The organism is Micromonospora sp. CPCC 205558 (assembly GCF_036902955.1).
In the GTDB taxonomy this organism is placed as follows: Bacteria; Actinomycetota; Actinomycetes; order Mycobacteriales; family Micromonosporaceae; genus Micromonospora.
In genome coordinates this window covers 57,919-83,862 of the sequence record NZ_JBAKHR010000030.1, presented here as the reverse complement: position 1 = coordinate 83,862, position 25,944 = coordinate 57,919, and the positions used below count along the sequence as shown (strand labels likewise).

Here is a 25,944-nt window from a genome sequence, read left to right as displayed (position 1 = left end):
GCCAGGAGCCCAGGCCGACCGAGCCACCGCCTGATCCAGAGCCAACCACTCCCCCGCCCGACCACCCCGGCGACGCCGAACCGACCACCTGGTCCCAGACGCCCGACGCCGACCACCAAAACGCCGGCACACCGGGACGCCGGCCACCGAAACGCCGGCACACCGGCACACCGGCACACCGGAACGCCGGGACGCCGGAACGCCGGCACACCGGGACGCCGGCACACCGGGACGCCGGCACGCCGGCACACCGGCACACCGACGCCGGCGCCGGCGCCGACAGCGTCGCCAAGCGGTATTCGTTTGTAGATCTTGGACACTTTCCGTTCACGCAGGACGGAAAGTGTCCAAGATCTACAGGGAAAGACCACCTGCGGCCGACCCGCAGCGGTCAGAAGAGGACGGTGGCCAGGGTGCCGACCGGCTGGAAGCCGCAGCGCTCGTAGACGCGGCGTGCCGGGAGGTTGAAATCGTTGACGTACAGGCTGACGGTGGGGGCGACCCGCAGCAGCGCGTCACGCACCACGGCTGCCATGGCGGCGGTGGCGATCCCCCGGCCTCGCCATTCCGGTGCTACCCAGACGCCCTGGATCTGTGCCGTCCGCTTGGTCACCACGGCCAACTCGGCCTTGAACACGACCTTGCCGTCGACGATGCGGGCGTACGCGCGACCGGTCCGGACCAGGTCGTTGACCCGCCGGCGGTAGCTGCGTCCGGCGTCCTCGGCCAGTGGGGAGACCCCGACCTCTTCGGTGTACATGGCCACTGCCGCCGGGAAGAGCCGGTCGACCTCGCCGGAGCGAACCTGGCGTACCTCCGGATCGGCCGGTACGGGTGGCAGCGTGTCGGTGACCAGCAGCGGCTGGTTGGGGCGGACGTCTCGCGCTGGCCCCCAGGTGTCGGAGAGCCGGTCCCACAGCCCGAGGACGGCATCGGCCCGACCGACGATGGAGGAGCAGAGCCGTTCCTCGCCGGCGAGCAGGTCGGCGAAGGCGTCCACCGCGGCATCGCTCGCCAGCACCGGGGTCAGGTTGCCGCCGAGCCAGCAGAGTGATTCGAGGTTGCGGCGTGCCCCGTACCCCAGGATTCTGCCTTCGGCCCGCCACCAGGAGAGCCCGCGCGCGGCGATCCGCTCGGCGACCTGCGCGCCCGCGAACGGGTCATGGTCGAGCAGTCGCTCGACCGCGCGGCGCTCCGATTCCCCCAGTTGGCGTACCGGCACCGTCAGCACGACTATCAGCCTGCCAGATCGACCCCCTGCTCCGCCGGTCGAGTGACAAGGCCGGCACCGGCTCCGCAAGGCCGGGTCCGCCCGGCCCACCTGACGACCGGGGGCACCAGGGCCCCGAGCAGGAGAAACAGGGCACCGAGTACGAGCCAGCCCGGTACGCCCCAGCCGAGTGCGAGGGTGGTCACCACCACCGGCGCGAGCATCTTGCCCAGTTCGTAGCCCATACCGTAGGTGCCCTGGTACTGCCCCTGGGCGTCGGCCGGCGCCAGCCCGAAGGAGATCCCCCAGCCGGCGGCGGAGTGCCACAGTTCCCCGGTGACGTGCGCGACCGCCCCGAGGCCGAGCAGGCCCACCGCGCCGGCGGTGGGCAGCGCGCCGCTGACGGCGAAGAGTACGCAGGCCAGCGCGATGGCCACGCCCGCTCGACGGGCGGCGCGGGCGGCTCCGGGCAGGGTGGCTGCGGTACGCGCGGCGCGTACCTGCAGGAGCACCACCAGCACGGTGTTGACCAACGTCAACGCGGAGATCATCCAGGCGGGGGCCTGGGTGTGACCGGCGATCCACAGCGGCAGGGCGATGGTGAGCAGGCTGAAGTGCATCGACATCAGGCCGTCGACCAGGGTGAAGGCGAGGAACGGGCGATCCCGTAGGGCGACCAGCCGAGGCCCCTGCGCCGGGGCGGCGACCGGGGCGACGGTGGGCAGTCGGAGGAAGACGACCGCAGCGGCCAGTGACGCCGCTGCGGCGGCCAGGATCAGCGCGACGTACCCGGTTCGGGTGTCGGCGGCGATGGCGAAGCCGCCGAGGACGGCGCCGACGGAGATTCCGACGTTGGTGGTGGCCCGCAGATAGGCGCGGGTGCGGACCCGCTGGTCGGCCGGGATCGCTCCGGCGATCAGCGCGCCGCGGGCACCGCGCTCGACCGCGTCGGCGAGCGCGGTGGCGGCTCCCACCAGCACGAACGTGGGGAACGACCGGACGGCGACCAGGCCGATGGTCAGGGTGCCGGCGACGAAGAGGGCACCGACCTGCACACCGCGTGGGCCGACGCGATCGGCAAGGTAGCCGCTCGGGGTGCTGGCCAGCACCCCGACCAGGGCCGAGATGGTGAGCCCGATGCCCACCTGGGTCGCCGACAGGCCAACCGAGCGGGTGAGGAAGAGCGCGCTGGCGACGAGCCAGAGGCCCCGCCCGACGGTCTTGACCAGGGTGCCGAGGGTGAGGACCCGGGACGGACCCGGCGGAGGAAGCAGGCGCATGATCGGCACTCTAACAAGACGTACGTACGGTTTACTAACCAAGGGTTGTCGACGATGCATTGCCGATATATCGTTGATGCATCAGCGATAGTCCTAGGAGAGGAAGAACCCGATGAGGTTCCACCGACAGCACCACGCGATGCACGAGGCCCGGATGCGTGGGTTCGGCTTCCCGCCGGTCCCGCCCGGTCCGCACGGCCATGGCCACGAGCACGGACACGGCGGCCCCTGGGGCGGCCGGGGCCGTGGACGGGGTCGGGGTCGACGCCCCAACGTCCGAGCCTCCGTGCTGGCCCTGCTCACGGAGCGGCCGATGCACGGCTACGAGATGATTCAGGAGATCGACTCCCGCACCGGCGGTGCGTGGCGGCCGAGCCCGGGCTCGATCTACCCCACCCTCCAACTGCTGGAGGACGAGGGTGTCATCGTCGCCAGCACCGAGGAGTCCGGTGGCGGGCGGAAGCGGTTCACGGTCACCGAGGCCGGTCAGGCGGAGGCCACCGAGGCCGCGCAGACCCCCCCGTGGGCGGACGTCGCCCAGGGCACGGTGACCAGCTGGCACGACATCCGCGACTCCGGCGCGCAGGCGATGAACGCCCTGCGCCAGGTGATGATGCACGGCACCGACGACCAGCGCGAGCGGGCCGCCCAGGTGCTCGACGAAACCCGACGCAAGCTGTACGCGATCCTCGCCGAATCCGAGTGACGCCAGCCCAACGCCACAAGACCACAGACGAAAATGCGGCCGTTCCCCGGGCGGGGAACGGCCGCTTTTTCCAAACGGAAAATCAGTGCACGGTGACGGTTGGGCCGGTGACCAGCCCGCGCAGTTCCTCGGGGAGTTCGGCGCCCATCTCGTCGGCGATCCGCAGCGCCTCCTCGATCAGCGTCTCGACGATCTGCGCCTCGGGCACCGTCTTGACGACCTGCCCCTTGACGAAGATCTGGCCCTTGCCATTGCCGGAGGCGACGCCGAGGTCGGCTTCCCGGGCCTCGCCCGGACCGTTGACCACACAGCCCATGACGGCGACGCGCAGCGGCACCGGCAGCCCTTCCAGGCCGGCGGTGACCTCTTCGGCGAGCTTGTAGACGTCCACCTGGGCCCGCCCGCAGGACGGGCACGAAACGATCTCCAGGCCCCGCTCGCGCAGGCCGAGCGACTCCAGGATCTGGTTGCCGACCTTGATCTCTTCCACCGGCGGGGCGGACAGCGACACCCGGATCGTGTCGCCGATCCCCTCGGCCAGCAGCGCACCGAAGGCGACAGCCGACTTGATGGTGCCCTGGAACGCCGGCCCGGCCTCGGTCACGCCGAGGTGCAGCGGGTAGTCGCACTGCTCGGCGAGCTGCCGGTACGCCCGGATCATCACGACCGGGTCGTTGTGCTTGACCGAGATCTTGATGTCCCGGAAGCCGTGCTCCTCGAAGAGCGAGCACTCCCACAGCGCCGACTCGACGAGCGCCTCGGCGGTGGCCTTGCCGTACTTCGACAGCAGCCGCTTGTCCAGTGAGCCCGCGTTGACGCCGATCCGGATCGGCACCCCCGCGTCCCCGGCGGCACGGGCGATCTCCTTGACCTTGTCGTCGAACTGGCGGATGTTGCCCGGGTTGACCCGGACGGCCGCGCAGCCGGCGTCGATCGCCGCGAAGACGTACTTGGGCTGGAAGTGGATGTCGGCGATCACCGGGATCTGCGACTTCTTGGCAATGGCGGGCAGCGCCTCGACGTCGTCCTGGGACGGCACCGCCACCCGGACGATCTGGCAGCCGGACGCGGTCAGCTCGGCGATCTGCTGGAGGGTCGCGTTGACATCGGAGGTGAGGGTCGTGGTCATCGACTGCACCGACACCGGCGCACCGCCACCGACCGGCACCGAACCGACCATGATCTGGCGGCTGGCCCGACGGGGAGCGAGCGGCGGGGGCGGCACGGCGGGCATACCGAGACTGATAGCTGTCACTTCAGGCACTCACCTTGAGAAGAGCGTGATCGGGTTGACGACGTCTGCGGCGATGGTCAGCAGCGTGAACGCGCCACCGATCAGGATCACCGCGTACGTGAAGGGCATCAGTTTGAGGTAGTCCACCCGGCCGGGGTCGGTCCGGCCGATCCGCGCATAGACCCAGGAGCGGGCCCGTTCGAACCAGGCGATGGCGATGTGGCCGCCGTCCACCGGGAGCAGCGGCAGCAGGTTGAACACGCCGATGAAGAAGTTCAGCGACACGAAGAGCATGAAGAAGACCAGCCAGGCGTTGTTCTCCACGGCCTCGCCACCGAGCCGGCTGGCGCCGACCACGCTGATCGGGGTGTCGACGTCCCGTTCGCCGCCGGTGAGGGCGGTCCACAGGGCGGGGACCTTCTGCGGGAGGCGCTGAAGCGCCTGGGCGGTGCCGACGGCCAGCTGACCGGTGAAGTCGGCGGTGGCGCCGAAGGCGCCGACCGGGCCGTACGTCACGCGGGTGGGAGTGCTGGGGACGAGCCCGACGCCGAGCGCGGCCACCGGCGCGGCGGCACCGTTCGGGTCGTCCAGCGGCGGGCGCTGGGTCTGCGCGAGCACCGTGCTGGCGGTGCCCGGCTGCCCGTCGCGGACGTACGCGATCTGCGCGGTCTCCCCCGGCTTGAGCGTGCGCAGCGTGGTGAGCAGGTCGCCGTAGGAGTTGATCGGGGTGCCGTTGACCGAGGTGATCCGGTCACCGTTCTTCAACTGCGCCTGGGCGGCCGGGCTGGCCGCGTCGGCGGGGGTGCACGCTCGCAGCGAGTTCTCCGGCACCACGCACTCACTGAGCCGGATGACAGCGGGCTCCTGGCGCGCCTGCGCGTCGGTGGTCGGGAAGTCCGGGTTGGGCAGGCCGGCGGAGACGGCCAGGATCCAGATCGTGACCAGGGCGAGCGCGAAGTGCGTGATCGACCCGGCGGCCATCACGATCGTCCGCTTCCACACCGGGTAGCGCCACATCACGCGCGACTCGTCGCCCGGTTCGACGTCGTCGTCCTGTGGCGTCATCCCGACGATCTTGCAGAAGCCGCCGAGGGGGATGCCCTTGAGGCCGTACTCCGTCTCACCCCGCTGGAACGACCAGATGGTGGGGCCGAAACCGACGAAGTACTTGGTGACCTTCATCCCGAACGCCTTGGCGGTCAGCAGGTGACCCGCCTCGTGCAGGCTCACCGAGATGAGAATGGCCAGGGCGAAGAGGACCACCCCGAGCAGGTACGACATCAAGCTCCTTCCACCGAACCCGCGATGATCTCCTGCGCGTGCGCGCGTGCCCACGACTCGGCCGCGAGCACGTCCTCGACGGTACCTGGTTCGTCGAAGTCCGGAGCCTCCTCCAACACGCGTTCGAGGGTGTCGACGATGCCGAGGAACGGCAGCCGGCCCGCCACGAACGCGGCCACGCACTCCTCGTTCGCCGCGTTGTAGATCGCCGGCCGGCACCGCCCGGCCTCCCCGGCGGCCTTGGCCAGGGCGACGGCCGGGAACGCCTCGTCGTCGAGCGGCGCGAACTCCCAGGTGTGCGCGGCCGTCCAGTCGACGGCGGTGGCGGCCTCGGGCACCCGGTCCGGCCAGCCCATGCCGAGCGCGATCGGCAGCCGCATGTCCGGTGGGCTGGCCTGGGCGATCGTCGACCCGTCGACGAACTCGACCATCGAGTGGATCACCGACTGCGGGTGCACCATCACGGTGATGTCGGCGTAGGGCACGTCGAACAACTCGTGCGCCTCGATCACCTCAAGCGCCTTGTTGACCATCGTCGCCGAGTTGATCGTGACAACCGGCCCCATGTTCCACGTCGGGTGCGCGAGCGCCTGCTCGGGTGTGACCTGCGTCAACTCGTCGCGCCGTCGACCCCGGAACGGCCCGCCGCTGGCGGTCACGACCAACCGCCGCACCTCACCGCGCGTCCCGGACCGCAGGCACTGGGCCAGCGCCGAATGCTCCGAGTCGACCGGCACGATCTGCCCCGGCCGCATCACCGCGGCCTTGACCAGTGGGCCGCCGGCGACAAGGGACTCCTTGTTGGCCAACGCGAGGATACGACCACCGCGCAGCGCGGCCAGCGTAGGAGCGAGGCCCAGCGAGCCGACCACCCCGTTGAGCACGATGTCGCACGGCCACTGGGCCAGCTCGGTCATGGCGTCCGGGCCGGCCACGATCTTGGGAAGCTTGAAGTCACCGGTGGCCCACCCGCGCCGGCTCGCCTCGGCGTAGAACGCGAGTTGCAGGTCCTGCGCGGCGGAGGCCTTGGCCACCCCGACCACCTCGACGCCCAGTTCGAGGGCCTGCGCGGCGAGCAGCTCGACGTTGCCGCCGCCCGCACCCACGGCGACCACCCGGAACCGGTCCGGGTTGCGTCGCACGATGTCGATGGCCTGGGTGCCGATCGAGCCGGTGGACCCGAGCAGAACGAGGTCGCGGGGGGAAGTCACCCGGCCATTCTTCCCCACCCGGGCTGTACGCCCGCTGGGAGCCTCAGGCGTCGCCGTCCGGTGCCTCCGGCAGCGCCTCCTCGCCGAGCAGGTCGTCCGGATCGATGGAGAACTCGAACGGCTCCCGCATCACGAAGCGCGTCCCGGCCGCAGCGGCGGCCACCGGGCGGTACTCCCCCTCGGTCAACTCGTACAACGCGATGGTGGGCACCCGATTGCGCAGGTCGACCCGGAGGAAGAAGGGCACACCGGCTGCGGCGTACTCACGCGGCCGGTCGATGATGTCCTTGCGCCGGTTTCCGGGCGAGACGATCTCCCCGAGAAGCACGGCGTGCCCGATGTCCATCGTCGTTCGACCGCCGCCCGGAGCGTCGAGAATGACGATGTCCGGAATGACGAGATCCTGGCCAGAGACGATGTTCGTCTCAAGATAGAGCCACAGCTTCGCCCGACGGGCCGCCTGCTTGAGGAGATAGGCGAGATCCAGTTCCGCGTCCTGATGGTCATACCCTGCATGTGGTGTCACGATCACGCTTCCGCTCAGAACCTCAACCTTGGGGCCGTTGGTCTCCGGCAACAGGTCGAGGGCGAGCTGCGCGGTCCACGGCTCGTCGTGCCACCGCAGCACGTCGAACGACGGCTCGGTGTGCTGCGGCGCCGGCTTCGGCTCGAACGCGGCCTGAGCCATCCGGGCTCACCCCCTCAGCGGGACATTCTGCTCAGGTCAGCCTAGCCACCGCAGCCCCAGAAGAGCGTCATCGCACACCGGGTCCGTCGGTCCGAGATGAGTGCGCCGCGGCCTTCACAGGTGGCGCGTGCAGATCTTGGACAGTTTCCGTCACGGCCGAATAGTCACGGCCGAACGGAAAGTGTCCAAGATCTGCGGGCCGGCACCCGACTCGTCGTCGTCCGGTGCCGCACGACGGCCAACCAGACGGCCGCGCCGATGCAGAGGACGGCCAGCAGGGACAGCAGCACCAGGGCCGGGTTGACCCAGGCGGGCACCAGGTCATGGGTGGCGTTGCATCGATCATGGAGGGGGAACCATCGCGACGACTCACGCCAGTGGACCGCGCGGTAGGCACTGTCGTAGGCGACGCCAGCCTGTCGGCAGGACTCCTCCGAGCTCATGGAGGAACCCGCGAACGCCCCGACAAACCAGGTGAGGGCGGTGGCGACGATCGACAGCGCGGCCGTCGCGACGAACCAGCCCGGAGTCTTCCAGCGGCCGGTGAGCAGAGGTCGGCCCCACAACCAGAGCATGAACAGAGCGGGTACGGCGAGGCAGAGCCCTGTCGTGATGACACCCATCCTGATTGTCAACCTTTCGCCGGTGAGCCGACCTTGATCATCGCACGGACCGGCTCACCGCCGTGAAGGTGACGAAGGCCGTCCAGGCCGAGGTGGTGAAGGTCAGCACGGGTCCGCGCCGGTCCTTGCTGTCGTGTACGCCGACCGTCTCGGCGAACCCCGCCACCTCGACGCAGTCGCCCTCGCCGCCTGATCGGGTCGACGTGCGCCAGACTCCGTCACGCATCATCGGTCGCCTCCTTCGCTATGACCGCGATCAGATCGCGGGGCTCGGCCACCTCGCCGTCGTCGACGTCGGCGAGACCAGCTCAGCGAGGAGAACGCGCCGTTTCTGCGTACCCGAGTGTTCTGTGACGCCAGGATCGACGGCGCGGGACGCTGCCAACGCCGCGACGACCACGACGGACCCGGCGCGGCGGGGATCGACTCGGCTTCATGGAAGTCGGGGTGTCCGCAGTCCGCGGACACCCCGACTTCACCGAAACCGTGTTGATCAAGCGACGACCGGAGGGTTAGCCGCCGTTGATGACGAACTGCGAGCCCGGCTGGATGACGATGTTGCCGTCGGCCGAGTTGGTGATTGTCACGTTCGTCAGGTTGGCGTTGCCGCGCGCGCCGCTCATCGCGAGGATGCCGGCACCGTTGTTGGACTTGTCGATCCGCACGTTGGTGATGGCGAGGTTCGGTATGTTGCCGCCACCGTTCTTGAACTGGATGCCGTCGTACGTGGAGTCGATGATGTCGGTGTCCCGGATGGTGACGCCGACGATGTCCCGAGTGGCCGGGAAGATCGTGATGGCGCCGAACTCCTGGTCCTCGTTCCAGAAGGCCCCGCCGGTGCGGTAGAGCCCGTTGTTGGCGATCAGCGTCGTGCCGGAGAACGGCAGCGGGTCGTGGTCGGTCGCCAGCATGATGCCCGGGTAGTTCGCCGTGTCGTAGATCAGGTTGTTCTCGATCGAGTTGTCGTAGCCGCCGTAGATGGCGATGCCGTTGGCCCGCCAGGGCAGCTGGATGGTGTTGTTGACGAAGTGGTTGTCGTGGGCGATGTCGACGTTACGGTCCTTCACGTACGGGTTGGCCCAGACCGCGAGCGCATCGTCACCCGTCGTGCGGAACGACGAGTTGAACACCCGCGAGTTGCGCGTGCCGTTGCTGAAGTTGATGCCGTCGGCGTACGTGTTGCGGATCCGCATGCCGCTGAACTCCAACCCGTCGGCCGGCCCCCACAGGTCGGGGATGTTGTCGTAGTCGCGACCCACCCAGACACCCACGTTGGCGTGCTCGATCCAGACGTTGCTGATCTTCGTGCCGGTGCCGAACCGACCGTTCAGACCGACGCCGCCCTCGGCGTTGCCGTCACCGCCCCGGATCCGGCCGGAGCCGAAGATGGCGATGTCGGAGATCTGGGTGTTCTTGTCGATGTCGAAGCCGAAGTTGCCCTCGTGCGGGTGGTTGATGCCACCCACCACGTTCTGCGGCTCGGTCAGCGTGTAGAGCTGCGAATGCCACATGCCGGCGCCCCGGATGGTGACGTTGCTGATGCCGACCTGGTTGTGCGTACCCCGGTTCAGCGGGTCGTCGGTCAGGATCTTCTGCTCCTGCCGCCACTGCCCGGCCGGGATCCAGACGCAGCTGATCACGCCGTTCTGGTCGTCGGTCACCGCCCGTTGGATGGCGGCGGTGTCGTCGAGCCCGTCGTTTGGGACCGCGCCGTACGACGTGATCGAGGTGCAGCCGGCCGGCTGGCTCGCCGCCGGTGCCACCTGCTCCAGGTCGATCATGTCGATGACGTAGAAGGCGGCGGTGTCACCCGAGTCGCGCTGCAACTTGAAGCGGGTGCCCGCAGGGTACGACTGGCCCAGCAGCGCGTTCGACTCGTCGAAGAGCCGTCGGGCGTCGGCCTGCGGGGTGTTGGTCAGCGCCTCCGGCCCGTCGGTGTTGCCGTAGAGCCAGCTGTGCTTCGACGACAGCGTCAGCTTCCGGGAGAAGACGTCGTTGACGTAGAGGCTGATTGTCGCCTCGATGCCACCGCCACCGGGCGCGTCCGGGATGGAGTTGCGCACCACGATGGCGTTGGCCTGGTTGGCCGAGGTGAACTCGACGAACTGGCCGGTGCTGGTGAGCCGTACCGACTTGCGGCCGGATGACTCGCTGGCGAAGTTGGTGTGCCCGAAGGTGCGCAGCGGGTCGGCCTCCAACAGCGTCCCCTGGTAACGACCAGCCTCCGCCTCGTAGGAGACGTACGGGACGGCCGCACCCCGACCGACCACGATCGACTGGCTGAACGCGTTGTTGGTCTCGTTGGTCTCGGTGACCACGTTTGTGGCGTCGGCGGTGGCGGTGAGGGTCGCACCGCCACTGGTGGCGGTCCAACTGCCGTTGACGGCCACGGTGACAGTCGCGCCGGCGGCGATGGAGGCGGTGTTGGTGTTGAGCGTGGTGCTGCCCGCCACCAGTCGGGTGACAGTGGTCGCGCCGGTCGCGGCGGTGCCCCGGTTGCGGAGCGTCACGGTGAAGGTGACGGACGCCCCGACGGCCGGGTTCGGCGGGTTCGAGGCGATGCCGAGCACCTGGAGGTCGGGGCCCGGGGCCTGTGCCACCACCAGTGGCGACGCGGCCGTGAGGCTGTTGTTGCCGTTGTTCTGCTCCACGATCGTGTTCGCCGGGTCGACCACCGCCGAGACGGCGTAGCTGCCCATCGGCCGGGTACCGGCGTTGAACGAGACGGTGGTCGAGGCGCCTGCGGCCAGCGCGCCCACCGGGGCGCTGCCGACGACCGCGCCAGCCAGGGTGAAGTTCACAGTCGTCGCACCGGCGGACGCCGAGCCGATGTTCTGCACCACGGCGGAGAGCGTGACCGGGGAGACCTCGCTCGGCGACGTGGGCGACCAGGTGACCGCGCTGACGACCAGGTCCGGGTTGGGTGCCGGCGTACCGCACACCTCAAGCTCGGCGACCTGGCCGGACGGGGCACCGGTGTTGCCAGTGAACCGCAACTGCACGTCGGCTGTGGTCGCGCTGACCGGGATGGTCACCACGTTGGCGCCCTGCACGAACTGGTAGGTCGCCGCCGACACCAGGCTGGTGTACGCCGACGACGCCTGGTCGCGACCGAGGACCTGGATGGTCTGGGTACGGGTGCCCCAGGCCGGGTCCGGGTTGAGCTTCACTGTGACACCGGAGATGGCGTGGTTCGCGCCCAGCGCCACGGTCAGGTTCTGCGGGTAACTCGCCGCGCCCTCCCAGTAGGTGCCGAGCTGCCCGTCGTTCGCCTTCTCCGGGGTGAAGGTGAAGGTGGAGCCGCTCGCCGTCATGCTCTTGCCCTGCGCCACGTTGGTGCAGGCGGGCGGGTTGCTGCCGGTCCGCGTGACGGTGTTGCTGTTGCCGGAGAGGTTGCCGGCGCCGTCACGGGCCCGGACGTAGTAGGAGACGGTGGCTGTGGCCGGCTGGGTGTCCTGATAGGTCAGGACGGTGCCCAGCGTCGCGATCAGGGTGCCGCCCCGGTAGACGTTGTAGCCGGCGAGCCCGCTGCCACCGGAGTCGGTGGAGGCTCCCCAGTTCAGCGTGATCGTGCTGCCCGACGTGCTGTGCGACAGCGTCCCCGGGACGCTCGGCGCGGTGGTGTCCCCGGTGGTGTCGCCGCTGCCGTACACCTCCAGCTCGGAGAGCTGCCCGGCCGGCCAGCCGCTGTTGGCGGTGATGGTGATCCGGACGTAGCGGGTGGAGGTCGGGCTGACGTTGATGGTGACGGTGCTGCCGCTCGCCGGGTCGAAGGTGTAGGTCTGCGACCCGACCAGATCGGTGAAGGACGAGCCGTTGGTGCTGCCGCGCACGCTCAACGTCTGCGTCCGGCTCCCCCAACCGGCGGTCGGCAGTTTCAGCACGACCTGGTTGACGCTCTGCGACGAGCCGAGGTCGACCTGCACCCACTGCGGGAACGCGTTGTTGACGCTCTCCCAGTAGCTGCCCGCGTTGCCGTCGACGACCTTCGACGAGTCGTAGACGTCGGCGTGGCCGCTCTCCTGGGTGGGACGGCCCTGCGCGAGGTTGGTGGCCGCCGGGGCGAAGCCGGTGCTCGGTGCGGCTGCGGTGTCGGCGGGGCGGGCGGCCGCGGCGGGGTTCGCGACGGCGGTCGCCCCGGCCGTGGCGATCAGCGCGGCGGCGGCCGTGGCCGCCACCATCCTGAACAGATTCGTTCGTCTCATCACTGTCCTTGTCGTCGGGGGACGGTTGCCGCGGTGGCGTGACCACGGGTGGGGGTGCGGCGGTGCAGCGCCGGCCGACGCGCAAGGGCCGGGTGTCGAGAGAGATCGAGGGGTACGACCGTCAACGGGCCTCTCCGAGGCCCGTTGAATCTTCCGATAACATGCCAGGAACCGTGCATGCCTTTGTCAAAATCTTGCGGAACTTTGCCCAAAGGTTACTGACGCGCTACGGGAAGCGTCAACACTTCGACCACCATGACTATTTATGGCCATGCGCGCCCTACCGGCTGTCGCGGTCACGCGAGGCGAGGCCGGGCCGGGCGGGGGCGGGGCGGTCGTCGGCACAAGAGAGTGATGCCGGTGAGTCATATTGATGACTCACCGGCATCACGTTCATCGGTGGGCAGGGCTCGCCGCCGGCACCCCCGCGGGCCTGGGCGCGCACCGGCGTGGGTCAGGCGGTCGGTGCCGCCAGGACGAACGTCTCCAACAGCTCCCCGCCGTACCAGTCGGTGCGCTGACCCACGTGCGCCATGCCCAGTCGCCGACACACCGCCATCGACGGCTCGTTGCCCGGCGACACGACCGCGTAGATCTCCCGGGCGCCGGCGGCGAACTCCCGCGCCAAGAGCGCACGAGCGGCCTCGGTGGCGTAGCCGTGACCCCACGAATCCGGGTGCAGGTGCCAGCCCGTCTCGATGTCCTCGGTACGCACCGCCTCGTCCCGCCCCGGCAGCGGTTTGAGCAGCACCGTGCCCACCACCTTGCCGGTCTCGCGTACCTCGACCGCCCAGGTGCCGTACCGGCCGCCGTCGGCCGCGTGCCGGTCCTGCCAACTGCGCAGCCGCTCGACCGCCTGCGCCGGGTCGGTCATCGGCAGGCCCGGCGCCGCTCCCAACCAGCGGGTGATCTCCGGGCGGGAATAGATGTCGTAGATCCGCGCCAGGTCGCCCGGATCGTCCGTCCAGTCACGCAGGATCAGGCGTTCGGTGGTGAGAACAGTCATGACCGGCGATCTTAAGGAGTGACGGCACCGACGACAGGGAAGGAGGACCCGATGGGCAGCGGATGGCAACGCACGAAACGAATCACCAGTGCCGCGTTCCGTCCGGTGCGCGGACGGGACCTGTCGCTGCACGCCGCCGCGATCACCTTCTACGGGGCGATCGCCGTGGTGCCGGTCGCGCTGCTGGCGATCTGGCTCACCGCGCTGGTGGCCGGAGCCGACCGGGTACGCCGGCTCACCTCGTACGCCGTGGAGGCCCTGCCCACCGCGATCGGCGCGCCCCGGGCGGTGGACGCGCTCGTCGACGCCGGGGTGGAGTTGACCCCGCTGCTCGCGCTGGCCTCCCTGCTGCCCGCCTCGCTGTACGGCGAGGGCCTGCGCCGGGCGTTCGTCTCGGTGGCCGCGCCCCGCTCCGACGAGCACCTGGTCGGCTGGCGGGGCCGGCTCCTGCTGCTGCCACTGCTCGCGCCGGCCCCCGCGCTGCTGCTGTCGATCCTGCTGGCCCTCCCGCTCACCACCCACCTCGTACGCCAGGGCGGTTGGCTCGGTGCGCTCGGCGTGGTGCTGTCGTTCCTGGGGGTCTGGCTGGTGCTCACGCCGGTGCTGATGTGGGTGTTCCGGGTCGTCGGTCCGGCCTCACCGGACTGGCTCTCCACCCTCGGGATCGGGTCGTTCACCGCAGCGAACCTTTCCGGCTTCATGCACGGCTTCGTGCTCTTCGCCTCGCTCCCGCTGGACCTGGGAGTGCCGTTCGGCGGCTTCGACGAGATCGGCGCGGGCGTGGCGGTACTCCTCTGGCTCTACCTGTTCCACGTGATCGTCCTGGCCGGCTACTCGGCCACCCTGGCCCTCTCCCACTGGCGCACCACCCCCCACCCCCGCCCCCGGACCCCGGCCCCACCCCCGCCTCACCCCGGTTGATCATGAAGTTATTGCCGTCCGCTGCGGCGTGTCGTGGCAATAACTTCATGATCAACGGAGGGCTGGGCGGAGGGCGGGGCGGGGCGGCGGGCGGTTAGGGGGCGGAGAGGGCTTCGGTGGGGGTCAGGCGGGCGGCTCGGATCGACGGGTAGACGCCAGCGACCACGCCGACCAGGAGCGCGCCGGCGATCCCGCCGGCCACGGCGGTCAGCGGGATCGTGGGAGGCCAGCCCTGGTAGCTGGCGTAGCCGACCGTCGCGAGCACCCCGAGGGCCGCCCCGGCCGCGCCTCCGAGCACGCTGAGCAGCACCGACTCGGTGAGGAACTGCACCCTGATCTGACCGCGGTTCGCGCCGAGCGCCCGGCGCAGGCCGATCTCCCGACGGCGCTCCAGCACCGAGATGACCATCGTGTTGGCCACGCCGATCCCGCCGACCAGCAGAGCCACCGCCGCCAGGCCGAGGAACAGCCCCGAGAAACTGTTCTCCGTGGCCTGTTTCGCGGCGAGCGCGTCGGAGGGGCGGCTGACCTGGACCAACCCGGGCAACTGCGGATTGAGGGTGGCCGGCAGCACGGCACGGACGTCCTCCAACGCGTCCTCCCTGGCCCGCAGGTAGAGGACCGTGGGATGACCGTCGAAGCCGAGCATGGCCTTGGCGGCATCCCACCCGACCAGCACCGAGCGGTCGAGATCCGGGGAGAGCGGCAGCGGCTCCAGGATGCCGATCACGGTGAACCAGCGCTCACCGATGAAGACCTGAGGCGGCTGCTGGGGGTCCACCGTGGCGAAGCCGAGCCGACCCGCCGCGACGTAGCCGAGGACCACGGTCGGCAACCCCGCCGTCCCGGCGTCCAGGGCCCGACCGCTGTGCATCCGCCCGTTGACCGTCTCCAGCAGGCCCGGCCGGGCGGCGAGCACACTGAGCCCGGACGTGTCGTACCTGTCCAGCAGGTCGTTGCGGCGCACCGCGGTGTGGGTGTTCGCAACCGCGCTCGCCATCTCGACCGGCCCGATCCGCGACGCCATGGCGGCGGCGTCCTCGTGCAGGAGCGCGGGCGGATTCTGATCCGGTACCGGCTCGGCGCGCAGCAGGTTGGTGCCGAGGGCGGAGAGCTGGTTCATCAGGTCGCGCTGGCTGGACGCCGGGATGCCCACCACGACGACCAACGTGGCGATGCCGATGGAGATGCCCAGAGCGGAGAGGACCGCCCGCATCCGGCGCGTGGTCAGCCCGAGCAGACCCAGCCGGAGTACGTCGGTCGGGGCGAGCCGGGTCGACCGGGTGTCACCCGGTGACGCGCTCATGCCCCACCCCCGGCAACGGTGTCGGCGACGATCCGGCCGTCGCGGATCTCCACCTGACGAGGCGTACGGGTGGCGAGATCGCGGTCGTGGGTGATCACGGCGATGGTGGTCCCTTCCGCGTTCAGGTCCATGAGCAGCGCCAGGACCGCCTCGCCGTTGACGGTGTCGAGGGCACCGGTCGGCTCGTCGGCCAGCACCAGCGCCGGCTCGTTGACAAGTGCGCGGGCGATCGCCACGCGCTGCCGCTCCCCGCCGGAGAGCTGGTGCGGCCGGTGGTCGACCCGGTGTGCCAGACCGACCCGGGCCAACGCCTCGATCGCGGTGCGGCGGCGACGGCGGCGGGGCACCCCGGCGTAGAGCAGGCCGGTGGCGACGTTCTCGGCGGCGTCCAACCCGTCGGAGAGGTGGAACTGCTGGAAGACGAAGCCGAGCCAGCGACCCCGCAGCGCGGAGAGCCGACGGTCGGAGAGTGCGGTGACCTCCTGACCGGCGATGCGCAGGCGACCGCTGGTCGGCAGGTCGAGGGTGCCCATGATGTTCAGCAGCGTGGACTTGCCGGACCCGGATGGCCCCACGATGGCCAGCATCTCGCCAGCGCGCACGGTCAGTGAGACGTCGTCCAGTGCGGTCACCCCGCCGGGATACGTCCTGCTCACCCCCTCGACGGCCAGCACCGGCTCGCCGATCACGATGCCGTCACCACGTCGAGCCCCTCGGTCACGCCGGTGCCGCTGATCTCGACCAGGCCCCGGGCGAACATCCCGGTCTGCACGGCCACCAGGTCGCCGTCGGGCAGTTGCAGCGCATGCCCGCCCTCGCGGAGCGCCACCAGCGCGCCGACCGGCACCGCGAGCACGTCCTTGTGGACGGCGGTGGTGAACCGGACCTGGACTGCGGCCGCGTCCAGCTTCGCCACGTCGGCGGCCCGGACCGGCGCGACGAGGACGTCGACGGTCGGTGGGCCGTTCTGAGCTGCTCCGCCGGCCGAACCGCCGCCGCGCACCGTGCGCGAGATCGAAGCGACCTTGGCCGTGATCTCGGAGCCGTCGGGCAGCACGATGGCCGCGTTTCCGCCCACCGCGATGGTGCCCACGTCGGTGGCCGCGACCGGCACGGAGACCAGCTTCACCTTCTCGGTGACGGCCAGCAGCTCACCGGCGACCGGATCACCGGGGAGAGCCGTCACGGTGCTGACCCGGACCGGCCCGGTCAACACAGTGACCTGCCCGACCGCGATCATCCCGGTGGATTCCAGGCCGAGGTCCTTCTGCCACTTCTTGATCGCGGCGACCAGGGCCTCGGTGAGCACCGCCTGGCCGGCGGGCACCTTCGTGCCGTCCTTGCCCCGGGACGGCTGCGACCCGACCCGGTAGCCCAGCGCCTTCAGGTTGTCCGAAACAATCCGTACGTCGCTGCCCACCAGACCTGGCTTGTCGAGCGTGCGAAAGAGCGGCACCCCGCCGAACAGCACCGGCACCGGCCGATCGTTGACCCAGTAGAGCGGCTTGCCCCGGGTCACCGTGTCGCCCACCTTCGGCAGCCTGGTGACGACGCCCTCCCCGGCGCCCTTCACCAGCCGCTCCGGGCCGAAGCCGAGCACCCCACCGACCGAGCGAGTGTCCGACAGGTCGGCCCGGGTCACCTTCGTCGTCGTCACCGGCGGTGGGGCGCTCGCGACGTCACCGCCGGGGTGACGCCGCAAGGCCAGCACCCCGACGCCGGCACCGACGGCGACGACCAGGGTCACCGCCGCCACCACGATCGCCGTACGCCGGGTCGTCCGCCGGGCATGCTCGTCGACCGGCTTACTTCTTGGCACCGAATTCCTCCTTGGTGCAGTCCCTGTCGGCCTTGGCCTGGGCGGCCTCGTCAAGTCCGTTGGTGGGGTCGGCGACGCCGTCGTCGTAGGTCCAGCCGGAGTTGTCCGGCAGCGAGTGGACCTTCAGGCCGCGCCCGCGCAGGCACTGGACGTAGTCGTTCCACTGGCTCGCGAAGTTCGGGTTCTTCTCCCGGTCCAGCTCCGGCGGCTGGAGCGGCAGCTTGTTGGCGCACGCCACGTACGCCGCCTTCGGCTCCCCGCTCGGGTCGAGCGACAGGCCGGCGCCGTCCCCCGTCGCTCCGGGCGCCTGACCGGTGTTCAGCTTCACACCGTGCTCATGCAGGCAGATCTGATACGTCTGCCAGAGCTGCTGCTCCTCCTCGTCCGTCGTGTCCAGGCGGAGCTGCGGCCGTCCGTTGGCGGCACCCCCGGCGGAGGTCGCGCTCGCCGAGGCGGACGCGGTGACGAGGGACGCGACGTCACCGCTGGCGGTGCTCTCGTCGGCGCTGGACGCGCCACCACCGCAGCCGGTGAGGGCGACGGCGAGCAGGGTGACCGCGGCGATCCCGGCCGCGAGCCGATGGGTTGAGTTGGTCATGGCGTGGAGCTTCACGCCCTGGTGTCAGAGACCTGTCAGGAACCGGTCGTCATCCGATAGCCCCAGCTCAGCGGCGTGTCGGAGCCGGTCCGCGCCACGTACAGTCGCTGCCGTGTGTGCGTACGTGCTGGTGGCCGAGGACGACCAGAAGCAGGCGGAGTTGGCGCGTCGCTATCTGGAACGCGAGGGGCACGAGGTGGTGGTGGTGGGCGACGGACGGGCCGCGCTGGAACAGATCCGTCGGCGACCCCCGGCCCTGCTGATCCTCGACGTGATGATGCCGAAGGTCGACGGCCTGGACGTCTGTCGCGTCCTGCGCCGGGAGTCCGATCTGCCGGTGCTCATGCTGACCGCCCGGTCGACCGAGGACGACCTGCTGCTCGGCCTCGACCTGGGCGCCGACGACTTCATGACCAAGCCGTACAGTCCGCGTGAGCTGGTCGCCCGCGCCCGCAGCCTGCTGCGCCGGGGCAAGCGGACGCAGGCGGACCCGGTGCTGCGGGTCGGCGCCGTGCACGTCGACCCGGTGCGCCACGAGGTGCGCAGCGACGGACGTCTCGTCGACTGCACGCCCGGCGAGTTCCAACTGCTTCAGGCGATGGCCACCCAGCCGGCCCGGGCGTTCACCCGCGACCAACTCCTGGGCCACCTGCACGGGTTCGACAGGTACATCACCAACCGAACCGTCGACGTACACGTCATGAACCTGCGCCGCAAGATCGAGCCGAACCCGCGCAAGCCGGCCCGGCTGGTGACCGTGTACGGCATTGGATACAAGTTGGTCGAAGAGTCACCCCGTGTCGAGTGAGGTTCCGCTGCGTCGCAGCCTGCTGCTCCGGCTGCTGGCGCTGGCCGTCCTCATCGCCATCGGCTCGATCGCGGCGACCGCGTGGCTGGCCGTCCGCACCACCACCGGAGCGATCCGACAGGAGCAGGGGCAGGCGCTCGCCGATGACGCCCGCATCTACGACACCCTGCTCGCGTACGCGGCGACCCACCCGAACTGGGACGGGGTCGACGAGGCCCTTCGGCCGCTCGCGCGGGACGTCGACCGCCGGATCGCCCTGACCACCGACACCGGTGCGCCGATCGCGGACTCGGCACCCGGCGCGGGTCCGCTGCCGACGACGTCGTCCGCGACAGTCGACGCGCTCGCCGTCAACACCGCAGTGATGGCCGGCACCGCCCCGCCGAGCAGCTCCGACGGCGGCGCCAGCCGCATCGACCCGCGCACCACCGGGCCGTACCTGCTCCCGCCTGAGGAGCGTGCGGCGCTGCACGGCAGGGCGGCCGAGGCGGTCCAGTGTCTGCACCGTCAAGCGCAGATCGACGCCACCGTCGTGGACGGGCCCACCGGCCGCCCACGGATCGACACCCCCGGCACCGACCTCACCGACAGCGCCATCTGCGCCCAGTCGAGAGCGGCCCTGGCAGCCCGTACGGCCACCGAAGGCAAGGCGCTCGCCCAGCTCAACGCCCTGGTGAACACCTGCCTGGCCCGGCGACGCCTGCCCGCCGTGCAGGTGGATCTGAACTGGACCTGGACGAGGCAGCCGGCGGCCAGCGCACCCGACTCACGGCCCGCGGCCGGCGTCGACCAGGAGCACAACCGGGCGATCAACGCCTGCCTCGGCACCAGCCGACGCGAACAACTCCTGCCGTACGTCGCCCCGGCCGCGACCCTCTTCGTCAGCGACCCGGGCGGTCGCCCCTCGCGCACCTTCGACCTCTCCCCCGCCAACCAGACCCGGATCGTCGCGGTCGCCGGTCTCGTCCTGCTGGTGACGATCGGCTTCACCGTCCTCGCCGGCATCCGGCTGACCCGCCCGCTGCACGCCCTGACCGGGGCGGCGCAGCGGATGCGCGACGGCGACGGCTCCGCCCGGGTCCGGGTGACCGGCCGCGACGAGATCGCCCGATTGGCCGAGGTCTTCAACGACATGGCCGAACGGCGTGAGCGGCTGGAGCAGCTGCGCCGGGCCATGGTCAGCGACATCGCGCACGAGATGCGTACGCCGGTGAGCAACATCAGGGGCTGGCTCGAAGCGGTCGAGGACGGTGTCGCTGATCCGGACCGTCGGCTGCTCTCCTCGTTGCTGGAGGAGGCGACCCTGCTCCAACACGTGATCGCCGACCTGCAGGACCTGGCCGAGGCCGACGCCGGCGCGCTACGGCTGCACCGCGAACAGGTCTACCTCACCGACCTGCTCGCCCAGGTCGCGGAGGCGCACCGGGCCCAGGCCGACCGGGTCGGCGTCACCGTCACGGTACGCACCGAAGCCGACCCGCAGGTGGACGCCGACCCGGTGCGGCTGCGCCAGGCGATCGGCAACCTGGTCGCCAACGCGGTACGACACACCCCGTCGGGCGGGCGCGTGACGATCAGCGCCAGCGCGACCGACGCCGAGGTCATCGTCTCCGTGAGCGACACCGGCAGCGGGATCAGCGCCGAGGATCTGCCCCGCGTCTTCGACCGTTTCTGGCGGGCCGAGAAGTCCCGCAGCCGGCAGACCGGCGGCAGCGGCCTGGGCCTCGCCATCGTGCGCAAGCTCACCGAGGCCCACGGCGGCACCGTCACCGCCACCAGCACCCCCACCCAAGGCTCCACCTTCACCCTCCACCTACCTCCAGCCCCCTACCCTCGCCTCCCCCCTCCCCTCCCCCAGCACGGCCCCAGCCCCAGCCCCAGCCCCAGCCCCAGCCCCAGCACGGTTGATCATGAAGTTATTGCCACTCGACGCGGCGTGTCGTGGCAATAACTTCATGATCACCGGGAGGTGAGGTGGGGTGGGGTGGGTGGTAGGGGTTGAATGGTGGGCAGGGCGGACTAGGCTGCGGCGGCATGAGTGGTGAGATTCCGGCTCAGGCCGACGTCGTGATCGTCGGTGCCGGGCACAACGGTCTGGTCTCCGCCGTCCTGCTGGCCCGAGCCGGCCTGGACGTCCTCGTGTTGGAGGCCGCCGACGTGATCGGCGGCGCGACCCGCACCGAGAACCCGTTCCCGAAGGTGCCGGGGCTGCGCCACTCCACCGGCTCGTACCTGCTCGGGCTGATGCCCCCGGAACTGCTCGCCACGCTCGACGTGCGGATCCCGGTGCTGCGCCGCGACCCGCACTACTTCCTCCCCACCCCGGGCGGCCTCGGCTCGCCGTACCTGCTCTTCGGCAGTGACACCGCCGCCACCCGGGCACAGCTCGCCGAGTTCTTCTCCCCCGCCGACGTGGCCGCCGACGACGCCATGCAGGCCGAGCTGGCCGCGCTGCGAGAAGACCTCGCGCCGGCCTGGCTGGCGGAGCCACTGAACGTGCAGGAGACCGCCGAGCGGTACGTCCGTCCGGCGCTGCGTGAGGTCTTCGTCGACCTGGTGCAGGGGTCGGTCGCCGACTACCTGGCCCGCTTCGAGTTCCGTTCCGAGCTGCTGGTCAGCATGTACGCGGTCACCGACGGCCTGTCCGGCCTCAACGCCGGCCCGGACGACGCCGGCACCGGGCACAACTTCCTCGTGCACAACATGTGCAGACTGCCCGGCTCCGGCGGCACCTGGATGATCGCCGAGGGTGGGATGGGCACGGTGTCGCGGACGTTCGCCGAGGCCGCACGCGCCGCCGGGGTGACGATCCTGACCGGTACGCCGGTGCACGCGGTGACCCTGGACGGCGGCGCGGCGAGCGGAGTGGTGCTGGCCGACGGTCGGGAGGTCGCCGCCCGGGTGGTGCTCGGCGCGTGTGACCCGTACCGGCTGATGGACCTGTTGCCCGACGGCGCGCTCCCGGCGCGGCTCGGCGAACGGATGGCGGCGGTCCGCCGGCCCGGCACCACGCTCAAGCTCAACCTGGCGCTCACCGGGCTGCCCCGGTTCTCCTGCCTGCCGGACGGCACGCCGAGCCCGTTCGGCTCGACCATCCACCTGCTGCCCGGGTCGGCGTCGCTGGTCGGCGGGGCAGCCACCTCGCCGATGACCGCGCTGCGCGCGATGTGGGCGGATGTGCAGGCCGGGCTACTGCCGGCGGAGCCCACAATCGAGTGGTACCTGCACACCACCGTCGACCCGTCGCTCTCCGACGCCGCCGGGCACCACTCGTCGGCGCTCTTCGTCCAGTCCGTCCCCTACGAGCTGGCCGGCACGACCTGGGACGCGGCGCTGCCCGGCTACGTGGACCGGCTCATCGGGATCGTCGAGCGGTACGCCCCCGGCACCGCCGACCTGATCGCCGACGTGGTGCCGCTGCCGCCGCCCGGCATCGAGGCGCACTTCGGCATCACCGGCGGGCACATCCACCACGTCGACAACACCGTCTCGTTCACCGACCGGATGCCCTACTCCACCGGCATCGACGGCGTGTACGCCGGCAGCGCCGGCTGCCACCCGGCCGGCAGCGTCATCGGCGCGGCAGGCCACAACGCCGCCCGCCGAATCCTCGCCGACCTAACCTAACCCACCCCCCACCCCCCACCCCCGGTTGATCATGAAGTTATTGCCACGACACGCCGTCAGGGCAGGCAATAACTTCATGATCGACTAGGCCGGGGCGGGCCAGGGCCGGGCCGGGGTGGGGCCGGGCCGGGCTGGGGCCGGGCTGGGCCGGGGGTCAGATCACGGCTTCGCCGGCGGGGGCGGGGGTTTCGGCGTCTACCCGGTGGGCTCGGACCTTGTGGCCGACGCTGGTCAGGCAGCGGCCGCTGGGGAGGTCGAAGCGCCAGCCGTGCAGCTGGCAGGTGAGCTGGTCACCGTCGACGATGCCGAAGCGGGTCAGGTCGGCCTTCAGGTGCGGGCAGCGGCGCTGCACCACCCAGTCGCCCAACGTGATGTCCTCGGCGTCGGTGCTGCGCTCGTGCTCGTCGTACCAGCCCTCGGCGTACTGGAGCCGTTCCTCCGAGAGGCACTTGAAAAACGCGTAGACGAACTCGTTGTACTGGCCGATCCGGGCCGCCGAGAACCGGCAGGACAGGAAGAGCGAGTTGACCCAATCCACCTCGTCGATGAAGAGCAGGTGCTCGATCAGCGACCGCTCGGTCCGGAACCGGTAACGCACCTTCTCGTCCGCGTACGGCCGGACCTCCTTGCCGGGGAAGTCCACCACGATCGACTCGACGCTCTCGCCGTCATACCCCACCAGGTCGAAACGGACCGGGCCGCCGACCCCCTTGGCCAGGTAGATCGACTCGTCGAGCAGCGGCTCGATCCGACGCTTCATCTCCCCGAGCACGTCCACCTCGGGGTGCCGCCAGGACGCCTTCTCCGCCTCGATGATCGGGCGCTTGCGCTCCCGCATCTCTTCCAGGTGGGCGACCTTGTTCGCGAAGAACTCCTCCACCGGCACCGGGTGGGTGGTGCTCGCGCCCTCGGTGGTTACCTCGGCGACGCTGCCCGGCAGCAGCACGATCCCGTTGGTGCCGCCGACCTTGGCGTACTCCGACAGGAAGACGGACTGGTCGGGGAAGATGTTGCCCTCGTCGCCGTGGATGTCGTTGAACTGCCACAGGGCGTCGTCGAGGAAGCACGGCGGGCCGGCGATCGGGAAGACGTGCGACGCCTTCAGGTCGTCGATGTACCGCCAGGTCCGGTCGAACTGGCGGTCCCGCTTCTGCTTGCCGAACGCGGTCTTCGCCGCCTGCGGCAGTTCGTAGACCATCGGGTACCAGATCGCGCCGGAGAACTGGAGCAGGTGCGCGTGCACGTGCCCCAGCTCAGCGAAGACGCTCAGGTCGGTGGGGCGGGCGTCGTTCTGGTTGAGCAGCCGCACCCCCTCGTACTCGACCCAGAGCGAGGAGTCGCCGATCGGCCCGTCGGTCGGGCTGGTCAACGCCTGAATCATGATCTTCAAGCCGTCGGGCAGCTCCACCACCTGCTCGTTGGGCGCCTTCAGGAACTTGGTGAAGCCCAGCGCCCGGAACTCGTCCTCCATCTCCGAGGTGGGGAACTCGGGGAGCAGGACCGTGGCGTCCTTCGAGACGAAGTCCCGCAGGTGCTTCGCGTCGAAGTGGTCCCGGTGCAGGTGGGAGACGTACAGGTAGTCGACCTGACCCAGACTCTCCCAGTCCAGCAGAGAATTGTCAGGAAACGGGAACCACGACGCGAAGTAGGCCGGATTGACCCACGGGTCGCACAGGATGCTGCCCGCGGCCGTGTCGATCCGCATGCTGGCGTGCCCGGTTCCGGTCACTCGCACCGCACAGTCCCCCTCAAACAGACAATCAGGTGTACGCCAAACGCTACCGGAGCGAGTCTGACCACCGCCCCGCGACGCCGGTAGTGCCGTTCAGCTCAGGCGGGCCGGGCCTGATGGCCAGGAAACCCCCACCCCACCGCGTCACGCACGAGGCGTGCCAGACTAACCAAAGATCCGATCGCGAGGGAAGGACCGACAGTGGCAGGAAGCGAGCCGGTAACGTCGCCAGACCAGCACAAGCCCGGGCACCGCAAGGCCGGGCAGATCGGCGCCGTGCTGTCCGCACTGGCGCTGCTGGCGATGATCTGCGGCAACCACGAGGGCAGGGTCGAGGACATCTGGCTGATCGGCCTGGCCGCGCTGCTGCTGATCATCGTGATCGGCGACATCGTGCTGCGGCGCAACGGGCTGCGCTCCTGACCCGACCCACCGCCGGACGACCGGCCGAGAACGCCGAGGGCCCGCCCCCACCCGGGGACGGGCCCTCGTCCGTACGCGTCGGGGTCAGCGCCCGAAGAGAATGTCCTGCACGTCCTTGAGCGCGGCGTCGACCTCGGCCTCGAAGTAGCCGCCCGGGACCAGGCCGAACCGGAGCGTGTCCAGGTCCTTCGGGTCGACCGGCATCGGGTTGCGGCGCTGCATGCCACCGAGCAGCGTGTCGAAGAACCGGTCCACCTGGTCGGGGTCGTACCCGCTGCCGAACCGGCGCACCTGGAAGCTACGGCGGATCTGGTCGACCCGGTACAGGTCGCTGCCGGGCGGACCGGCCATCGGGGGACCACCCATGGGCGGGCCACCCATCGGCGGGCCGGCCATCGGCGGGCCGGCCACCGCGGGCGGGCCGGCCATCGGCGGACCACCCATGCCCTGCTGCGGCAACGGCGGCGGACCGGCCGGACCACGGCGCATGTCGCGCAGGTCCCGCTCCGGCATCCGGATCTCGGCCGTCATGTCGGCGCGACCGTGCCGCCCGGCCTCAAAGCCGTCGAAGCGCGGCTCCTCCGGCGGCGGCGGATAACCGCCGGGCGCGCGCTGGTCGTCGGGGCCGTACCCACCGCGCTGATCATCCGGGCCGTACCCACCGGGTGAACGCTGGTCCTCCGGGCCGTACCCACTGGGGCCGGCGGGCAGGCCGCGCTGCGGCATGCCGTGGCCACCCATCGGACCGGGGCCCATCGGGCCACCGGGACCCATCGGGGGGCCGGCCGGGCCACGTGGCGCGTCGTAACCACCGCCGCGAGGGGCGTCGTACCCACCGGCGAAGGCACCGGTCGGCTCGTCGTAGCGACCGTAGGGCGGGCCAGCCTGCGCGGGCATCGGCCGGGGCGGCATCGGCTGCGGAACCATGCCCCGGTCATCGCGCATCGGGGGCCCCATCCGGTCCGGTGGGCCCATCCGGTCACCCATCCGGGGGTCGCCACCGCGCCCGGCGCTGTTGCGCTCCTCCAACTCGGCCAGCTGCCGCTCGACCCGGTCCAGGTGCAGGTCGACCTGCCACTCGTCATAGCCGTTGAAGCGGACCCGGAAGACGACGTCGTGAACCTCCTGGGAGGCCACCGGGGCTCCGACCTGACGGCCGTCGAGCGTCGCCTCGACCCGGTCGAGGAAGGCATCCACCTCGTCGACCTTGTATCCCCGGCGGAGCGCCTTGCGCCGGAAACGCTGACCCTGACTCGCCACTATGTC

22 protein-coding genes are annotated in these 25,944 nt (G+C 70.6%); 6 read left to right on the top strand and 16 right to left on the bottom strand.

Annotation, left to right across the window (positions count from 1 at the left end; translation table 11 throughout):
* Positions 1-391: 391 nt before the first annotated feature.
* Together V6U86_RS27450 and V6U86_RS27445 are read right to left on the bottom strand one after the other, a co-directional pair.
* Positions 392-1,231, bottom strand: a complete 840-nt coding sequence (locus V6U86_RS27450) for a GNAT family N-acetyltransferase (RefSeq protein WP_334508121.1) — start codon at positions 1,229-1,231, stop codon at positions 392-394.
* Between the two features lie 5 nt (positions 1,232-1,236).
* Positions 1,237-2,490 carry an MFS transporter gene (locus V6U86_RS27445; RefSeq protein ID WP_334508119.1) on the bottom strand — a complete coding sequence of 418 codons (1,254 nt, stop codon included), beginning with the start codon at positions 2,488-2,490 and terminating at the stop codon, positions 1,237-1,239.
* 112 nt (positions 2,491-2,602) lie between these two features.
* On the opposite strand from V6U86_RS27445, the gene V6U86_RS27440 reads away from it, so the two are divergent.
* Entirely contained in the window at positions 2,603-3,196 is a 594-nt protein-coding gene (locus tag V6U86_RS27440; RefSeq protein ID WP_334508117.1) for a PadR family transcriptional regulator, read from the top strand.
* An 82-nt stretch (positions 3,197-3,278) separates the two neighbouring features.
* On the opposite strand, the gene ispG is transcribed toward V6U86_RS27440, so the two are convergent.
* The 8 genes from ispG to V6U86_RS27400 form a co-directional block, all read right to left on the bottom strand.
* On the bottom strand, positions 3,279-4,451 hold the full coding sequence (gene ispG / locus V6U86_RS27435) for a flavodoxin-dependent (E)-4-hydroxy-3-methylbut-2-enyl-diphosphate synthase (RefSeq protein ID WP_130408231.1): 1,173 nt from the start codon (positions 4,449-4,451) through the stop codon (positions 3,279-3,281).
* A gap of 9 nt (positions 4,452-4,460) precedes the next feature.
* A complete protein-coding gene (locus tag V6U86_RS27430; RefSeq protein WP_334508112.1) occupies positions 4,461-5,711 on the bottom strand; it encodes a M50 family metallopeptidase in 1,251 nt (416 codons plus the stop codon).
* Complete coding sequence (gene dxr / locus V6U86_RS27425) at positions 5,711-6,922, bottom strand: 1-deoxy-D-xylulose-5-phosphate reductoisomerase (protein ID WP_334508110.1); 1,212 nt, start codon at positions 6,920-6,922, stop codon at positions 5,711-5,713. Before dxr ends, V6U86_RS27430 begins: the two co-directional genes overlap by 1 nt.
* A 43-nt stretch (positions 6,923-6,965) precedes the next feature.
* A complete protein-coding gene (locus V6U86_RS27420; RefSeq protein ID WP_334508108.1) occupies positions 6,966-7,610 on the bottom strand; it encodes a Uma2 family endonuclease in 645 nt (214 codons plus the stop codon).
* A 164-nt stretch (positions 7,611-7,774) separates the two neighbouring features.
* On the bottom strand, positions 7,775-8,233 hold the full coding sequence (locus V6U86_RS27415; protein WP_334508106.1) for a hypothetical protein: 459 nt from the start codon (positions 8,231-8,233) through the stop codon (positions 7,775-7,777).
* Positions 8,234-8,270: 37 nt separating this feature from the next.
* A complete protein-coding gene (locus V6U86_RS27410; protein ID WP_334508104.1) occupies positions 8,271-8,462 on the bottom strand; it encodes a DUF397 domain-containing protein in 192 nt (63 codons plus the stop codon).
* A 283-nt stretch (positions 8,463-8,745) separates the two neighbouring features.
* Entirely contained in the window at positions 8,746-12,438 is a 3,693-nt protein-coding gene (locus V6U86_RS27405) for a CARDB domain-containing protein (protein WP_334508102.1), read from the bottom strand.
* Between the two features lie 454 nt (positions 12,439-12,892).
* Positions 12,893-13,444, bottom strand: coding sequence for a GNAT family N-acetyltransferase (locus tag V6U86_RS27400; RefSeq protein WP_334508100.1), 552 nt, complete (start codon positions 13,442-13,444; stop codon positions 12,893-12,895).
* 51 nt (positions 13,445-13,495) lie between these two features.
* Here V6U86_RS27400 and V6U86_RS27395 point away from each other — a divergent pair, with 51 nt between their 5' ends.
* Complete coding sequence (locus tag V6U86_RS27395) at positions 13,496-14,365, top strand: YhjD/YihY/BrkB family envelope integrity protein (protein WP_334508098.1); 870 nt, start codon at positions 13,496-13,498, stop codon at positions 14,363-14,365.
* A gap of 94 nt (positions 14,366-14,459) precedes the next feature.
* Here V6U86_RS27395 and V6U86_RS27390 read toward each other — a convergent pair whose 3' ends face one another.
* Genes V6U86_RS27390 through V6U86_RS27375 form a run of 4 tightly spaced genes read right to left on the bottom strand, consistent with a single transcriptional unit; the run spans position 14,460 to position 18,088 of the window.
* Positions 14,460-15,671: an ABC transporter permease gene (locus tag V6U86_RS27390; RefSeq protein ID WP_334508095.1), complete on the bottom strand. Its 1,212-nt coding sequence runs from the start codon at positions 15,669-15,671 to the stop codon at positions 14,460-14,462.
* Positions 15,668-16,357, bottom strand: a complete 690-nt coding sequence (locus V6U86_RS27385; RefSeq protein ID WP_442935015.1) for an ABC transporter ATP-binding protein — start codon at positions 16,355-16,357, stop codon at positions 15,668-15,670. The genes V6U86_RS27390 and V6U86_RS27385 overlap by 4 nt, the downstream gene beginning before the upstream one ends.
* On the bottom strand, positions 16,357-17,490 hold the full coding sequence (locus V6U86_RS27380; protein WP_334508091.1) for a peptidoglycan-binding domain-containing protein: 1,134 nt from the start codon (positions 17,488-17,490) through the stop codon (positions 16,357-16,359). Before V6U86_RS27380 ends, V6U86_RS27385 begins: the two co-directional genes overlap by 1 nt.
* Positions 17,477-18,088, bottom strand: a complete 612-nt coding sequence (locus V6U86_RS27375) for a hypothetical protein (RefSeq protein WP_334508089.1) — start codon at positions 18,086-18,088, stop codon at positions 17,477-17,479. Before V6U86_RS27375 ends, V6U86_RS27380 begins: the two co-directional genes overlap by 14 nt.
* Before the next feature lie 112 nt (positions 18,089-18,200).
* Here V6U86_RS27375 and V6U86_RS27370 point away from each other — a divergent pair, with 112 nt between their 5' ends.
* The 3 genes from V6U86_RS27370 (at position 18,201) to V6U86_RS27360 (ending at position 22,523) form a co-directional block, all read left to right on the top strand.
* On the top strand, positions 18,201-18,896 hold the full coding sequence (locus tag V6U86_RS27370; RefSeq protein ID WP_334508087.1) for a response regulator transcription factor: 696 nt from the start codon (positions 18,201-18,203) through the stop codon (positions 18,894-18,896).
* Entirely contained in the window at positions 18,886-20,847 is a 1,962-nt protein-coding gene (locus V6U86_RS27365) for a HAMP domain-containing sensor histidine kinase (protein WP_334508085.1), read from the top strand. Before V6U86_RS27370 ends, V6U86_RS27365 begins: the two co-directional genes overlap by 11 nt.
* A gap of 83 nt (positions 20,848-20,930) precedes the next feature.
* Positions 20,931-22,523, top strand: coding sequence for a phytoene desaturase family protein (locus tag V6U86_RS27360; protein ID WP_334508083.1), 1,593 nt, complete (start codon positions 20,931-20,933; stop codon positions 22,521-22,523).
* 154 nt (positions 22,524-22,677) lie between these two features.
* Here V6U86_RS27360 and V6U86_RS27355 read toward each other — a convergent pair whose 3' ends face one another.
* Positions 22,678-24,258: a Rieske 2Fe-2S domain-containing protein gene (locus V6U86_RS27355; RefSeq protein ID WP_334508081.1), complete on the bottom strand. Its 1,581-nt coding sequence runs from the start codon at positions 24,256-24,258 to the stop codon at positions 22,678-22,680.
* A 198-nt stretch (positions 24,259-24,456) separates the two neighbouring features.
* Between V6U86_RS27355 and V6U86_RS27350 the strand changes: the two genes are divergently transcribed.
* Complete coding sequence (locus V6U86_RS27350) at positions 24,457-24,678, top strand: DUF2631 domain-containing protein (protein ID WP_130408195.1); 222 nt, start codon at positions 24,457-24,459, stop codon at positions 24,676-24,678.
* An 84-nt stretch (positions 24,679-24,762) separates the two neighbouring features.
* On the opposite strand, the gene V6U86_RS27345 is transcribed toward V6U86_RS27350, so the two are convergent.
* A complete protein-coding gene (locus V6U86_RS27345) occupies positions 24,763-25,938 on the bottom strand; it encodes a DivIVA domain-containing protein (protein ID WP_334508078.1) in 1,176 nt (391 codons plus the stop codon).
* Between the last annotated feature and the right edge of the window lie 6 nt (positions 25,939-25,944).

Excerpts from the sequence above, each read along its gene's own strand:
- V6U86_RS27445 (WP_334508119.1), bottom strand. The coding sequence starts at position 2,490 with ATGCGCCTGCTTCCTCCGCCGGGTCCGTCCCGGGTCCTCACCCTCGGC.
- V6U86_RS27440 (WP_334508117.1), top strand. The coding sequence starts at position 2,603 with ATGAGGTTCCACCGACAGCACCACGCGATGCACGAGGCCCGGATGCGT.
- V6U86_RS27430 (WP_334508112.1), bottom strand. The coding sequence starts at position 5,711 with ATGTCGTACCTGCTCGGGGTGGTCCTCTTCGCCCTGGCCATTCTCATC.
- V6U86_RS27420 (WP_334508108.1), bottom strand. The coding sequence starts at position 7,610 with ATGGCTCAGGCCGCGTTCGAGCCGAAGCCGGCGCCGCAGCACACCGAG.
- V6U86_RS27415 (WP_334508106.1), bottom strand. The coding sequence starts at position 8,233 with ATGGGTGTCATCACGACAGGGCTCTGCCTCGCCGTACCCGCTCTGTTC.
- V6U86_RS27410 (WP_334508104.1), bottom strand. The coding sequence starts at position 8,462 with ATGATGCGTGACGGAGTCTGGCGCACGTCGACCCGATCAGGCGGCGAG.
- V6U86_RS27405 (WP_334508102.1), bottom strand. The coding sequence starts at position 12,438 with ATGAGACGAACGAATCTGTTCAGGATGGTGGCGGCCACGGCCGCCGCC.
- V6U86_RS27400 (WP_334508100.1), bottom strand. The coding sequence starts at position 13,444 with ATGACTGTTCTCACCACCGAACGCCTGATCCTGCGTGACTGGACGGAC.
- V6U86_RS27395 (WP_334508098.1), top strand. The coding sequence starts at position 13,496 with ATGGGCAGCGGATGGCAACGCACGAAACGAATCACCAGTGCCGCGTTC.
- V6U86_RS27390 (WP_334508095.1), bottom strand. The coding sequence starts at position 15,671 with ATGAGCGCGTCACCGGGTGACACCCGGTCGACCCGGCTCGCCCCGACC.
- V6U86_RS27375 (WP_334508089.1), bottom strand. The coding sequence starts at position 18,088 with ATGACCAACTCAACCCATCGGCTCGCGGCCGGGATCGCCGCGGTCACC.
- V6U86_RS27360 (WP_334508083.1), top strand. The coding sequence starts at position 20,931 with ATGAGTGGTGAGATTCCGGCTCAGGCCGACGTCGTGATCGTCGGTGCC.